Here is a 13,878-nt window from a genome sequence, read left to right as displayed (position 1 = left end):
ATTACGGCATAGGCTGTCCCTTGCGTAGCTCCAAAGAGAAATCCATACGTAGATCGGAGATTCCCACTCCCCAGCGCATTATTTAGTGCTCCCCCAATGATTCCGCCTAGAAGCAGGATGGAGGAACCGTTATACTCGCCATGAGCCTATTCTTCGTTGATTATTTGTTATATTTTTTTTTGATATCATTGAGAGCCTTCTCAATTTTTTTCCGCCGATTTGAATGAATACGATCAATAAAAAGAACCCCGTTAATATGATCATTTTCATGCATAATATTTCTTGCACGCCATCCAGTTGTCGTTTCTGTAAAGATATTTCCCTCTAAGTCCATAGCCTCAACCTCTATAGAAAAAGGTCGGGTCACTTCCTCATAAACCCCCGGAATGGAAAGGCAACCCTCACCATGAGTATCTAACTCAGAAGAGGGAGCAGAAAGCTTAGGATTGATATAAATTTTAGGAGGACAAAGAACTGGCCAACCCTCATCATCAGCTCCATTCTCGTAGCGCGAAACAAACATTCTAACAAGGTAGCCAATTTGAGGGGCCGCAAGTCCTGCTCCATCTTTATCAATAACGGTATCTATGAGGTCTTGTGCAATTTGCTTAACCTCGTCAGTAATTTCAGTCACCTTATCGCATTTTTTGCGAAGACCAGAGCTGCCGTAGTAGACAAGATCCTTGATCATAGTCCAGCACTGACCTCTTCGATATTAACACCTAGTGGGGCTTTTTTAGCGCGACCAATCGACGAGGTCCAAAGAGAGAGGATCAAACAAACAATAAGGAAAATCCCAGCAAGATATGCAGTGAATTTTTTTAAGACATCTGCAGTCGAGGTTCCAAATAGAGAATCTCCTGCATCTCCGCCAAAAGAAGCGCCTAATCCAAGACTCTTACTCTCTTGAATCAAGATCACAAAACAAAGGAGGGCACAAAGGCCAACAAATAAGAATAGCGTAACGTAAAACAGTGCGGTCATGATGACAATTCCTTTCCATGTTCAATAATTTGTCCAAATGCCCCTACCTCTAGAGAGGCTCCACCTATAAGGGCTCCATCAATATCTTCCTGCCCAAGAAGGGAAGCGGCATTCTCGGGCTTTACCGATCCTCCATAGAGCAAAGGAAGGCGCTCGCCAATCTCTGACCCCCATGTCTCCTTAATGTAGGAGCGAATGAGATGATGGGTTTCCTGTGCAATCTGAGGAGTCGCTGTCTTTCCCGTTCCAATTGCCCAGACAGGTTCGTAAGCAATGATAAGATTTTCTAGCTCTTTTTTAGAGAAGTCTTTTAAAGCTGCGCTAAGCTGACGAGTTAGAACGGAATGAGTCATCTCCTTGTCCCTCTCCTCTTGGGTTTCCCCAATACAAAGAACAGGAAGAAGTTCTTCCTCAATCGCCCACTTCACCTTGCGGTGGATCATTTCGTCATTTTCGTGAAAATGAGCCCGTCTTTCCGAATGACCGATCAGCACAAATATGGCTCCATTTTCCTTGAGCATTGCAGATGAAATCTCTCCAGTATAGGCCCCCTTTGGATACTCACTCATATTTTGAGCACCTATATTGAGATACGTTCCTTTGGCGCTTTGCACAGCAGCATCAATGGAAGTGAAGGGAGGAGTGATTCCGATAAAACAAGTGGTCTCTCCAATATAAGGAAGAAGTTCTTCTACGAACGTCACTGTTTCAGCAGACGTCATATGCATCTTCCAATTTCCAATAATAAACTGTTGTCTCATCAGCATCCCGATTGTAATTTCTCCCCAGGATAACACTTTTTTAGAAATAACTCTAGCTTGAATTTTGCTTTGAGATGATTTATACCGGTTATCTCAACTTTGTACATTTTTTGACCGCATCTTCCCGATGCTTCCAGAAAATCAAAAGGAATTTTATGAAAATATTGTCAGTGACTGAGCTCACCCTTGCAATTAAAAGGCAACTGGAGCCTCAATTCGCCCACATTCAGGTCAAGGGGGAGGTGACCAATATCCGGGCTCAATCGTCTGGTCACCTATATTTTAGTTTAAAAGATCAAGGGTCTCAAATATCTGCTGTCCTTTTCAAAGGGAATGCACGCAGTGTTTCCCGCTTGCCAAAGGCTGGAGACCAGATCGTTGTCCGTGGAGAGTTGAGCCTTTATGCCCCTAGAGGAAGCTACCAAATTATAGTTCGAGAGTTAGAACATGCCGGGGTAGGAGAGCTTCTTATGAAACTCCACCAGTTAAAGGAAGAGCTTAAGGCAAGAGGCTGGCTTAGCCCAGATCATAAAAAAAACCTCCCCAAGTACCCCAAAACAATTGGCGTAGTGACAAGCCCCACTGGATCGGTCATCCAAGATATTATTCACGTGTTAAAGCGCCGCTTCCCCCATTTCCACCTCATATTAAACCCCGTTCGTGTCCAGGGAAAAGAAGCTGCTGAAGAAATTGCTTCTGCGATCAAAACTTTTAATACCCATCAGATGGTCGATGTGATGATTGTGGGTCGTGGAGGTGGAAGTCTAGAAGATCTTTGGCCTTTTAACGAAGAATGTGTTGCTGAAGCAATTTTTCATTCGAAGATCCCTATCATCTCTGCTGTTGGGCATGAAACCGATGTAACTCTCGCTGATTGTGTTGCCGATGTCCGGGCTCCCACTCCATCAGCCGCAGCAGAAGTTTCAGTCAAGGAACAATCGGCACAAAATGAATTTCTCACGCAAACACAAGAGAGGCTCGATCATATTTTGAAGCAAAAAATGCGACACGGATCTGCCTTAATTCAAGGAGCGGCTCGCCATCCCCTTTTAGCCTCTCCATTTGCCATCCTCTCTGAACACTACCAAAGAGTCGACGATTTTTCAACGCAACTTGACACTTCTTTCCGTCATAAGTTGAACCACTTAGAGCTCCAATTGATTGCGCTTAAAAGAGAACTTCAGGGGAAGCGTCCTCAAGGAGAAATTACGCAGCTCCGCCAAAAACTTCGAAGTTATGCCGAAGGGATTCAAGTCGCTATGACACATTTATTGAAACGGAAAGAAGAGCATCTAAAACAACTTTCTACCCATATCAATGCCGTCAATCCTGAATCTATCCTAAAAAAAGGTTACTGCATCCCCTTTGCGGAAAAAGAGAATTCGGTTATGATGTCATCACGTGTAGTCACCCCCGGTTTGGGATTACGTCTACGCTTTCATGATGGAACTGTCCGAGCACTCGCCCTGGAGGTCGATGGAAACTAAACAAAATGCAAGCTTCTCTTTTGAACAGGCCTATACGCGACTTGAAGGGATCTTAAGTGAGCTCAATAGCGGTGAGACTCCTCTTGAAGAGTCTTTGAAACTCTATGAGGAAGCGAATAAACTGATTACTCTTTGTTCAGCAAAGCTCAATCAAGCTGAGCAGAAAATTGAAACTCTAATCAAAACCAGAGGCGCTCAACCTCAAACAGCTCCATTTAACCCTGAATCCGAAAAGGTTCTCGACACCGCCCATGACACCTACTCTTGATTCACTAACGCGCCCTCAAGACCTTAAGGGGTTTTCCTCAAATGAGCTCATTGCTCTATCCGAGGAAATTCGCGCGCGCATCATGGACGTTTTGTCAGTAACGGGGGGACACCTCTCCTCCAACCTAGGAATTGTCGAGTTAACCCTTGCCTTGCATGTAGTATTTAATTCCCCCCATGACAAATTGATCTTTGATGTTGGGCACCAAACCTATGTACACAAACTCTTAACAGGAAGAAACCCTCGCTTTCCAACGCTTCGACAGACAGATGGACTTTCAGGATTTTCACACCCCCCAGAATCCCCTCACGATCATTTCTACTCTGGACACGCTGGAAACGCTCTTTCTCTAGCTCTTGGAGTCGCAAAAAACCGAGATATTCGTGGAAAAGATGAAACTATTATCCCAGTTCTTGGGGATGCAGCGCTCACCTGTGGCCTTACATTGGAAGCAATGAATAACATTCCTCGAAAGCTCCAAAAATTTCTTGTTGTTCTCAATGACAACGCTATGTCGATTTCTAAAAATGTAGGAGCCATCACTAACATTCTCAGTCGCTTTTTCAACAGCCCAACTGCGAATAATATTTATGAAGAACTCTCGGAAATTGTGAATAGAATCCCTGGCTATGGCGAAGCCCTCGCCAAACAGGGAAATAGAATGAAAGAGTCCATGAAGAACCTAATCAGTACAGCTCCTTTCTTCGAACAGTTTGGCCTTTCTTATGTTGGGCCCATTGATGGACACGACATTAAAAAGCTTATTGATACATTCGAAGCCTTGAAGGATGTGGATCACCCTACCCTCGTTCATGTTCTCACTGTCAAGGGGCAAGGGATGAAAAAAGCTATCAATAACCCCACTCCCTATCATGGAGCAAAACCATTCAATCGGGTAACTGGAGAATTCTATCCCCCCAAAAGTCTTAGTCCCACCTTCCCTAAGGTCTTTGGAAAACATGTTTTGAAGATGGCAGACGAGGATCCTAATCTAGTAGCGATTACCCCTGCCATGCCCGTCGGATCCTGTTTAGACGCCTTTATGAAAAAATACCCTGAAAGGTGCATTGATGTCGGAATTGCTGAAGGACATTCTATTGCTTACGCCGGTGGGATGGGCCGTGGTAGAAAACTAAAAGTCATCGCCTGCGTCTACTCCTCATTTTTGCAGCGAGCTTTTGATAATATTTATCATGACGTCTGCATTCAAGACTCCCCTATTGTTATTGCAATTGATCGAGGAGGGTTAGCCACAGGTGATGGAGTAACTGCCCAAGGTCTTTTTGATATTTCTTACCTTAATGCCATGCCAGGAATGGTGATTACTCAGCCAAGGAATGGGCATGTTCTCAAGGAACTGCTCGAAAGCGCATTCGGCTATCAAAAAACCATCGCGATTCGGTATCCTAATCTCTCTACATTCGAAGGGAATCTACCGGTTGAAAAAAGGGAACTTGGAAAGGGGGAGGTCCTTGCAGAAGGTGAGGATATCGTCATTATTTCCCTAGGGCACATGGATCAAGTTGCTCTTGAAGCCCGCACTCTTTTAGAAAAAGAGGGGATAACTGCCTGCGTCATCGACCCTGTCTTTATAAAACCCCTTGATAAAGAGCTGCTAATGTCTCGCATCCAAAAAGCTCAGATGGTAATTACAATCGAAGAACACTCTTTACAAGGCGGACTCGGGTCGATTATAAACAACTTTATGATGAACCACGGATTGGGTCACGTTCGGGTGAAAAATTTTGGAGTTCCAGACACTCTTATTGAACATGGTGGACACCAAGATCTACTGAAAAAGTATGGAATTACTCCTGAAAATGTCGCTAAAGCTGCCTTTTTCCTTGAGAGAGTTACATGAAGGTTGCCCTTTTTCCTAAAGTGCAAGAAGAAGCCTCTAAGAAGCTTGCTCAAGAAGTCCTCAACTTTTTAACTAAAAACCAAGTTGAAGTCGTCGTTGAGGATGATAAAGCAGGAGAACTCGGAGCCCCCACCCTTTCATCTGCAGATCCTCACTCTATCGACATTCTTATTACAATGGGTGGAGACGGATCCATCCTTCGTGTTGCTCACCAGCACTCGAGCTTAGATGCTGCAATTCTTGGAATCAATCTGGGCCATTTAGGATTTATGGCTGATGTGAAAATCTCCGATATTATCCCGGGTCTCGAAAATCTTGTGAATAATCGGTTTACGATTCAAGAGCGTGTCATGATTGAAGGAGAGTCGAGCACCAACCAGGAATTCTTCGCTATCAATGACTGCGTTCTTCATCGCGCTCGAAACCCCAGCCTTGTCGAAATCACCATCCACGTCGACAACCTTTTTCTCAATACTTTCGAGGCTGATGGTGTTATTATCGCAACTCCCAACGGATCCACAGCCTATTCCCTAGCGGCAGGAGGGCCAATTGTAAGTCCCGATATCGAAGCCTTTGTCATCACACCTATATGCCCACACACCATTTCAAACCGTCCCATTGTTCTAACTCCAAGCCAAAATATCCGGATCGAATATAGGGGACATAAGGGCCCTATCGAATTTGTCACCGATGGTCTCCACCACTTTGAAATGAAAGTTGGAGATCAAATTCACCTTAGGAAAAGTTCAAAAAAGTTCAAACTGGTCAATTTGAAAGGAATCGATTACTTCTCTACCCTGCGTCACAAACTCGGCTGGTCGGGGAAACTTCGGTGATGGTTGATCATTTATCAGAAGACAAATTAATAAAGCTGATTGGTCATGCAAAGAGCCTCGTAGAGGTAGGTGCCACCTAGTTCTCACTATCGGAATCCCAAAAACCAATATATTGGTACTGGCCTTACCATTATCGATGCCACGCAAAAATTGGAGTTGCATATCACAAAAAACCAGTCTCAAAAGTGCTTCAGGAGGTGACTTGGGTTCGCCCTCTTGAGTCTTGGATAGAACAAATATCCGTCAATAAAGAGGTTATTCCTCGATTCCAAAAAATAAACCATTAAATTCTTATTGCAAAAAGCATTGAGCTTCCTTATAGAAATAAAAAAGGACTATTAGTTAACTATTTTGGGAGCCTCAAAACATGAAAAGCCACTTTTCAAAACTTGCCTCAAGTGTCGCTTTTTCATTTGTTTTAGCGTCATCAGCCTTTGCAGGCATCGATGAGCGACTGGACACTTTGGAAAAAGACATGCAGGAAATTTCTGCACGAAACCCGAAGGATACTCTAGGCACGAGCTTTACCTCAAGCCGCCCTGAAGTGAAGGGAACCAACTGGTTCCTAACATTTGACTTAACCTATTGGCACACTAAAATGGGTGGAACAGAGTATGCGTACTCTCTTCACCCTCAAATCAACAATGGTGTTCTTCTTCCCGATATTAATGGGGATCTCAAGGAGAATGACTTTGGCTGGAATGTCGGTGTGAAAGTTGGGCTGGGGTATAAAACACCGCATGATACATGGGATGCTTTTGTACGCTACACCTACTTTAATGGCGATGACACCTCAAGCTCATCAAAAGCAGAGCCCTCAGCGCTTGTTTCCCTAACCAATTTCGGGCTGCTCTTTGCGAGTAAGGTAAAGTCTCACGTAGAAGTGGACTATGACAACGTCGATATCGAGCTTGCACGTAGCTACTTTATCAGCGGACGCCTTGCTGTTCGACCTCACTTTGATGTGAAAACAACGTGGATCGACATCGACCAAGATGTCCAAATTACTGCATCATCGATTGACAATACCTCCAATACCATTGGACTAGACTATAAGACTAAAGATAACTGCCGTTTTTGGGGTTTAGGACCTCGCGCAGGTATCGATAGTAAATGGTTCCTAGGATATGGCTTTCATCTCTTTGGAGATTTTGCTGGATCTGTTCAATATGGATATTTTAAAACGGAAGCACGTGAGTTCCTTCCACCAAGTGCCCAACCTGCCCTAAGCGGTGGAGAAGCCTTCAAAATGAAACATAAGTTTCATCGCTTCATCCCTTTTGTTCAGATGTTTCTTGGACTAGGGTACGATACTTACATCAATAATGAGAATCAACACCTCACCTTCAAGCTTGGATATGAGGTTCAATACTACTGGCGCGTTAACCAGATTAACAAGTCAGACAACTTTACTGATGTAAGCGGAAACAACCTTACACAAACACGTTTGATGTTTGAAAAAGCTTCGGAAGATCTTATGTTTTATGGGATCACCGGAGAGGTTCGCCTCGATTTCTAAGTGCATTCGTAAGAATCACACGCTAGCAAAAGCTCCCGGCACTAGCTGGGAGCTTTTTTTATTTAATAGCTTGTCTCGTCGATCGAAACTTTCCCACGAAAAATCCGATACATCCAATAGCCATAAGCAAGCGCCATAGGCACCCCAATCCCTGCCATGATGAGCACCACCTTAAAAGTCGCCACAGTAGCTGAACTATTAAACAATGTGAGGCTATAGGACGGATCAAGACTCGAGCGAACCATATTTGGGTAAGTTCCAAGCCCGAAAAGAATAAACAGAAGAGTAATACTAATTGAAGAGAAGATGAATGCCGTTCCATCCTTCCCGCGACAGGTACATAGAGGAACACATATAATCGCAAGCAGTGCAAGAACTCCCGCTAAAAATAAAGCTGGGGTTTGTCTCATCAAGTCAGTCATGTGAGGCTTGTAGACAAGCGTTACGATAGTCGTTGCGATGTAGCAAATAATAAAAATAATAATTGTAGGATTCACCCAGCGGCGGACCCTCTCATGCATAGTCCCTTCGGTTTTCATTAACATATAGATCGCTCCATGCATCATGAATACCGTCACCCCAAGGATACCAACAAGTATCGTATAAGGGGTAAAAAAACCTGCAAATGATCCTTGAAACACTTCATTCTGGTCAATGGGAACTCCAACAATAATGTTTCCCATTAATACACCAATGGTAAATGCGATCACATAGGAACCAATACTGAACATGCAGTCCCAAAAACGACGCCAACCCTTAGATTCTTGTTTCGAGCGAAACTCAATTGCCACGGCGCGGATCATCAGCCCCATAAGCAAGATCATGATGATAAAGTAAAAAGCAGAGCAAATTGTTGCATAAACTGGGGGAAATCCAACAAACATTGCTCCAAAAACAATAATAAGCCACACTTCATTTCCATCCCAAACAGGACCAATTGCATTAAGCATCAGCCTCCGCTCTTGATCACTACGCGTAAAGAGATGGAGACAGCCCACGCCAAGATCAAAACCATCGAGTACAGTATACATGATGACACTAATCCCAATGACGGCATACCAAATAACCTGAAACGTTTCTAAAAGCATTTAACTCGCTCCTCCTTCTGCAGGATAGGGGTTCCGATAAACCGCATTTTTTTCGACAACATCTTCTTGAGGTCCATCCTTGATCTTCCGGTTCAGAAGAAAAATGAAAAGAGAAAAAAGAAAAATATAGATCACACTAAACATGATCAAGGAGCCAATGACCATCCCCCTGTCAATTGAAGGGGATACCCCCTGGGATGTCCGCATAATATTCCAAACAACCCAAGGTTGTCGTCCGAGTTCTGCAGTGAACCATCCTGCTTGATTTGCAATAAAGGGAAAGCACACAGAAAATACTAAAAATCGAAGACTCCATTTGGCTTTTTCAAACGTCTTTCGCTTCCAAATAATCACTCCCAAAACAATCGCCAAAAACATCCCACCCCACATGTAGATCATTAAATGATAAGCTTGAAAAACTGCATTGACTTTAGGCCAATCCGTTTCAGGATACTGATCAAGACCAACTACTGGGGTTGTCGTATCTCTGTTAACTAAAATATTAAGAAGCCCTGGAACTTGAATTGCCTTAACCTCCCGACTTTCTTGATCAACCCATCCTATTAAATTCATTGGAGCATCAGACTTGGTTTCAAAGGTCCCCTCCATTGCCGCCAGCTTTGTTGGCTGATATTTTGCGACAATCCTTGCAGAGCTGTCTGCTGAAACAAGCTGCAAAAGCACCATTACAGCACCAATAATAAGGCCCCATCGCATACTTCGCTTTGCAAACTCAATATGCCGCTTTTTCAACAGATAATAGGCTGACACACTAATCACCATGAATGCGCCCGTCAACCAACACCCTATGAGAACATGAGTGAGGCGATCTAAAAAAGAGGGGTTAAAAATCATAGCCCAAAAATCAGTGAGCACCGCTCGCGCTTCCCTTCCTGTTCCGACAATCTTGTATCCTGCCGGAGTTTGCATCCATGAATTTGCCGATACAATCCAAGTCGCACTAAAGTGAGCCCCAAACGCCACACAAATCGTTGCCAAATAGTGTATACCCGGTCTTACCCGGTTCCATCCAAAAAGCATCAAGCCAATAAACCCTGCCTCTAAGAAAAAAGCAAAAACTCCTTCAGCTGCAAGAGCACTTCCAAATACATCCCCAACAAAACGAGAGTACATCGACCAGTTATTTCCAAAAGCGAAAAGTTGCACCAGCCCCGTAGCAACGCCGAGCGCGAAGCTTAAAGCGAAAATTCTTGTCCAGAAAATGGCAATCTTCCGATACCTTGGATCCTTCTTCTTAAGATAGATCCCCTCCATGACAACAATCATCAAACTAAGCCCGATACTAAGAGGAGGATACAAATAGTGAAAACCGCTTGTTAATCCAAATTGAATTCTAGAAAGAGTCGTTACATCCATAGCCACACACAAATTTTTTATACCCAAACTATGCCCTATAAAATATATTTGTCAACTTCTCTGTCCTAAGAAGCTCTGTATTTCACCCCAAACTACCTTCTAAACAAGTAGGATGGGGTGAGAGAAAGTCCTTTTGTGTTAAACCTTTCCAACGCTAGACTTATTCCAAAAAAAATTTCGGAGATCTCTGGGAATAGGTTCGAAATAAATTTATACACGTCTTTACGCCCCTTGCCCTTTTCTCTGCTGCGGCTTACCTGGCAGGATCCAAAAAATGCATTCAATATTTTCCTAGGCTCTGTCCTCAAATTTTACACCACATGATGATCGAAGCAAACAAGAGCGCTTCTTTAAACATACAACCTGTTTTATCATAACGTGTTGCAATTCTTCAAAACTCTTTAATGCGTCCAAAGAACCTTTCGACAGCATTTCGTTCTTTATACGTATGCTCATCATACTGAATGGTTACTTTCCTACTTTTTTCTCCAGGGATTACCGGAATAATTCCTCTCTCTACTAAGATTTTCCTAAATGGATCGCTATCATATCCTCTGTCAGCAAGCAAAAAATCACAGTAATCATTTCCTAAAAGAGCTTCTCCCTGGCTAATATCAGATCGCTGACCTGCAGTAATAATAAACCCCTAAAGGCATTCCCAACGCATCTACTTTTACATGAATCTTTGAAGAAAAGCCTCCGCAACTTCTTCCTATAGATGAATTGTTTTATTTTAGTTATAAGCAATACTCCTGGAAAAGTTCATCTATTCCACATCGATATTTTCTTCTCTTAGATTTTGCCTGAGCCCACCTGTATTCAATTGGATTTAAATCAGGAGAATATGGAGGGAGATATTCTAAGGTATGTCCTGCATTTTTAATCCTTTGCTGCATAAATTTACCTTTATGGAACGCAGCATTATCCATAACTATGACGCTTTCAGTAGACAACTTTGATAACAAGTCTTGCTCGGTCCAAGCAGTGAAAGCATCTGTATTAATTGTGCAATCGAATAGGGCAAGAGTAAGAAGACTTTTTCCAACGAGTGCTCCCATTACATTGGTCCGATCTTTTGCTCCCCAGTCATGGGTGCCAAAGCAACGTTCTCCTATTTTTGCATAACCATGAGTTCGAGGCATGTCATGCGCAAATCCACTCTCGTCAATAATATTTTTTTTACAGCTGATTTTTAGCCGCTTCATCGCACTACGAATGCCTGAGGCGGTTACGTTTAAACGATTGGCTCGTTCATAGCAGAAGGCATCTGGATATTCTTCGATGTCCCCCATTAAAGTCTCTTTATCAATCTTGATCGCAGGTCTATTCTTAGTTTGTTTGGGCTCTATTTGTTTAGGCCAAAGAAATAAACTGTTGACGCTTACACCAAAACGTTTTGCTGCTTGTACAAAACTCAATTTTTCTCTGCTTCGAATTCACAGTGCTTTTTTTCTAAAATCGAATGAATAGGTCATCCAAAAATTATAACTAAAATAAAAATTTTTAGATATATGGAAGATTTAGACCACCTAGCATGCCTTTATATAATAGGATTTTTACGCTCTTGTCTAATAAATTTTCACATCAATGAAACGCCACTCTGAAAGTTGAGGAAAAATAGTAACTGAGGGATAGTCCGAAGAAACCTCTTTATAAAAATTTTCTCCAGTTCTCTTTTGACCGTCATAGCAATATTTCAACGACCTAATTACCATTGTGTTAATATCTTCATATGCTTCACTACATGAACTACAGCGCGTTCTACGAGTTTCCTTATTCAAGTTATCAACGCTTCTATTTCCTTTATTAATCCAAGTGCTTTGATTTACTTTTTTGCAAGATGAATTTTGGCAGTTCCCTAAAAAATAGATTCCAATATCCGTTGTTTTTTCGAAACTTAAACGTAATTTTTTCTCTTCTTCTTCTTTCTTTTTAGAAAATTCTTGAGTTGATTGACGCCTTAATTGAAGAATTTCTTCCTTTAACTTTTCTACTTGATCAACAAGTGGATCATCTTCAGGAATGGCGTTAATTTTGTCGATTAAGCTCTTTAATGTGTGATTCTCTATTATGGACTCAATCGGTGAGCGATCTAATGGACAGGTTGGATTACTTTTAATCCACTCTTCAATAGAAGATCTTTCAAAAGTATGCCCACAGGGAATAGCCATCCATGGATTTTGCATCGGCTCTAATGAAATAGGGCATTCAAAATGTGATTTTAATTCCTGCATTGGGTTAGCCATACTGATTACACCTTTTCAACAACCATTTCTAAGAACTCCCAATCTCTCATATGATCCTCTTTCTCAAAAGTCATTAGCTTATCACTAGGAGCAACTATATCCTTCTTTTCAGCAGTTTTTTTCGTGCCATCTTCATCTTTATAGTCTCCTTCATAAGAGAATTTACACTTAAAAAATCCAAAATTTTCTACCTTTTCAGCTGTCTTATTACATTGTGGGCAGTTGGCTCTAGAAACTTCTCTATTAATGTTGAATTTTCCAAAACCCTTAGATATCCAAACAATCTCTCCTTTGGCAACACAATCTATCGTTTTACAGAGACCCTCAAGATTGAGTCCTGGATAAACAGTTCTCCAATTTGGTGCATCATCTACAAATTTTTTGAAAATGGGTTTTTCCATATCAGTTGTTGAAATAGGAAGTGGTGCTCCTCCCCGTAATTTTCCCACTAGGTGTAAAGTAGATTCCATTTGAATATTATAATCGTTTAAAGTTCTTCCGTCCTCAAGCTGTTTACCTCCAAAAATTAATCGTTGCTTTTTTGGAGGGATACCTTCTTTGTCCTGAATTTTGCATTTAACCATTTCTATTGTTTCACACTCTGATACAGTAATTGTTAATGTCGCCCCTTCAAAATTTTTAACGAAAATGTCAAGATTCCCTGGAAATCTTGCTCTTTGTATCTGGACTAGATGGATAGTCTCTTCTTTCTGAATCTTATAATCTTTTAAAGTTCTTCTGTCCTCAAGCTGTTGACCTGCAAAAATTAATCGTTGCTGGTCTATAGGGACACCCGTTTTATCTAAAAATTTCTCTTTAATACTTTTTATAGTTTCATCGCTTCTAGACAAAATTTTATTCGTTTTTCCTAAAGTACCTCTTATAAAAACAGGAAAATAATTTTCCGATGCACATTTGTTCCCTTGGGGAAATGAAGTTAAAGACATAATAGAAACCTCCTGTAATAAAAGACTTAAATGTAAAAATTTCTATACTTTTTCCAAGAGATAGAAATATACCAGTTAAACGTGGCAGTTATTAAAAATATTTTTCTATTACTTTTCAAGTAAAATTATCATTTTTTGCTTCGTGAGTAAATCCCCCAGTCTTGGTGCAAAAAATTCTTTTCAGGGAAAGTCTGCTTTTACCTCCCTTTTTTGTCTTTTAGAAATCAAGCCGCAATCCCAAACAGTCCATTTATAAACATTTTTTGAGGTAAAATGTCATTTCTCCCTATGCCTTCTATCAGTCCTTTACGGATCATATGAATCGACTCATATCCAGAGATCGTTGCTTCTGCTGTTCGGATGTAATCACAAGGTCTTTGAGGCAGCTTTTAAACAAGCAGCTTTGGAATTTCAAACAAAATTAAAAAAACTAGATCAAAATCGTGTATATGTGCAACTTGAGGCTTACAAGGGCAAAGGCGATGTAAAAAAAGTAGGCGAAGC

Annotated in this window: 15 protein-coding genes; 6 read left to right on the top strand and 9 right to left on the bottom strand. The window is 41.6% G+C overall.

Annotated features, from left to right (window positions below; all coding sequences use genetic code 11):
- Positions 1 to 160: 160 nt before the first annotated feature.
- The 3 genes from def to tpiA are packed head-to-tail and all read right to left on the bottom strand — an operon-like array spanning position 161 to position 1,751.
- Positions 161 to 691 (bottom strand): peptide deformylase, encoded by a 531-nt coding sequence (gene def / locus R2I63_RS09225; RefSeq protein WP_316357080.1) that lies wholly within the window; start codon positions 689 to 691, stop codon positions 161 to 163.
- Complete coding sequence (gene secG, locus R2I63_RS09220) at positions 688 to 984, bottom strand: preprotein translocase subunit SecG (protein WP_316357077.1); 297 nt, start codon at positions 982 to 984, stop codon at positions 688 to 690. Before secG ends, def begins: the two co-directional genes overlap by 4 nt.
- Positions 981 to 1,751 (bottom strand): triose-phosphate isomerase, encoded by a 771-nt coding sequence (tpiA, locus tag R2I63_RS09215; protein ID WP_316357074.1) that lies wholly within the window; start codon positions 1,749 to 1,751, stop codon positions 981 to 983. Before tpiA ends, secG begins: the two co-directional genes overlap by 4 nt.
- 149 nt (positions 1,752 to 1,900) lie before the next feature.
- On the opposite strand from tpiA, the gene xseA reads away from it, so the two are divergent.
- From xseA to R2I63_RS09190, 6 genes are all read left to right on the top strand, one after another.
- The gene (gene xseA, locus R2I63_RS09210) at positions 1,901 to 3,232 is read left to right on the top strand and encodes an exodeoxyribonuclease VII large subunit (protein ID WP_316357070.1); all 1,332 of its coding nucleotides are present in this window, start codon (positions 1,901 to 1,903) and stop codon (positions 3,230 to 3,232) included.
- Positions 3,222 to 3,500 carry an exodeoxyribonuclease VII small subunit gene (gene xseB, locus R2I63_RS09205; RefSeq protein WP_316357066.1) on the top strand — a complete coding sequence of 93 codons (279 nt, stop codon included), beginning with the start codon at positions 3,222 to 3,224 and terminating at the stop codon, positions 3,498 to 3,500. Before xseA ends, xseB begins: the two co-directional genes overlap by 11 nt.
- Positions 3,484 to 5,361, top strand: coding sequence for a 1-deoxy-D-xylulose-5-phosphate synthase (locus tag R2I63_RS09200; protein ID WP_316357062.1), 1,878 nt, complete (start codon positions 3,484 to 3,486; stop codon positions 5,359 to 5,361). Before xseB ends, R2I63_RS09200 begins: the two co-directional genes overlap by 17 nt.
- Positions 5,358 to 6,197, top strand: a complete 840-nt coding sequence (locus R2I63_RS09195) for an NAD(+)/NADH kinase (RefSeq protein WP_316357059.1) — start codon at positions 5,358 to 5,360, stop codon at positions 6,195 to 6,197. The genes R2I63_RS09200 and R2I63_RS09195 overlap by 4 nt, the downstream gene beginning before the upstream one ends.
- 185 nt (positions 6,198 to 6,382) lie before the next feature.
- A complete protein-coding gene (locus R2I63_RS10750) occupies positions 6,383 to 6,484 on the top strand; it encodes a DUF1653 domain-containing protein (protein WP_445083642.1) in 102 nt (33 codons plus the stop codon).
- 80 nt (positions 6,485 to 6,564) lie between these two features.
- Positions 6,565 to 7,716, top strand: coding sequence for an Lpg1974 family pore-forming outer membrane protein (locus tag R2I63_RS09190; RefSeq protein WP_316357055.1), 1,152 nt, complete (start codon positions 6,565 to 6,567; stop codon positions 7,714 to 7,716).
- Positions 7,717 to 7,778: 62 nt separating this feature from the next.
- Here the strand turns inward: R2I63_RS09190 and cydB are convergent, their stop codons facing one another.
- The 6 genes from cydB to R2I63_RS09165 all read right to left on the bottom strand — a co-directional run bounded on the left by cydB (position 7,779) and on the right by R2I63_RS09165 (position 13,374).
- Positions 7,779 to 8,804 carry a cytochrome d ubiquinol oxidase subunit II gene (gene cydB / locus R2I63_RS09185; RefSeq protein WP_316357052.1) on the bottom strand — a complete coding sequence of 342 codons (1,026 nt, stop codon included), beginning with the start codon at positions 8,802 to 8,804 and terminating at the stop codon, positions 7,779 to 7,781.
- Positions 8,805 to 10,181, bottom strand: a complete 1,377-nt coding sequence (locus R2I63_RS09180) for a cytochrome ubiquinol oxidase subunit I (protein ID WP_316357049.1) — start codon at positions 10,179 to 10,181, stop codon at positions 8,805 to 8,807.
- Between the two features lie 391 nt (positions 10,182 to 10,572).
- Complete coding sequence (locus R2I63_RS10745; RefSeq protein ID WP_445083694.1) at positions 10,573 to 10,818, bottom strand: transposase; 246 nt, start codon at positions 10,816 to 10,818, stop codon at positions 10,573 to 10,575.
- Between the two features lie 100 nt (positions 10,819 to 10,918).
- Positions 10,919 to 11,599 (bottom strand): transposase, encoded by a 681-nt coding sequence (locus tag R2I63_RS09175; protein ID WP_316357047.1) that lies wholly within the window; start codon positions 11,597 to 11,599, stop codon positions 10,919 to 10,921.
- Positions 11,600 to 11,749: 150 nt separating this feature from the next.
- A complete protein-coding gene (locus R2I63_RS09170; protein WP_316357045.1) occupies positions 11,750 to 12,427 on the bottom strand; it encodes a U-box domain-containing protein in 678 nt (225 codons plus the stop codon).
- 5 nt (positions 12,428 to 12,432) lie between these two features.
- Positions 12,433 to 13,374: a ubiquitin-like protein gene (locus R2I63_RS09165; protein ID WP_316357043.1), complete on the bottom strand. Its 942-nt coding sequence runs from the start codon at positions 13,372 to 13,374 to the stop codon at positions 12,433 to 12,435.
- Positions 13,375 to 13,878 lie beyond the last annotated feature (504 nt).

Origin of the sequence: Candidatus Neptunochlamydia sp. REUL1, from assembly GCF_963457595.1 — a bacterium.
Taxonomy (GTDB): Bacteria; Chlamydiota; Chlamydiia; order Chlamydiales; family Simkaniaceae; genus Neptunichlamydia.
This window is presented reverse-complemented; position numbering and strand designations above follow the sequence as displayed.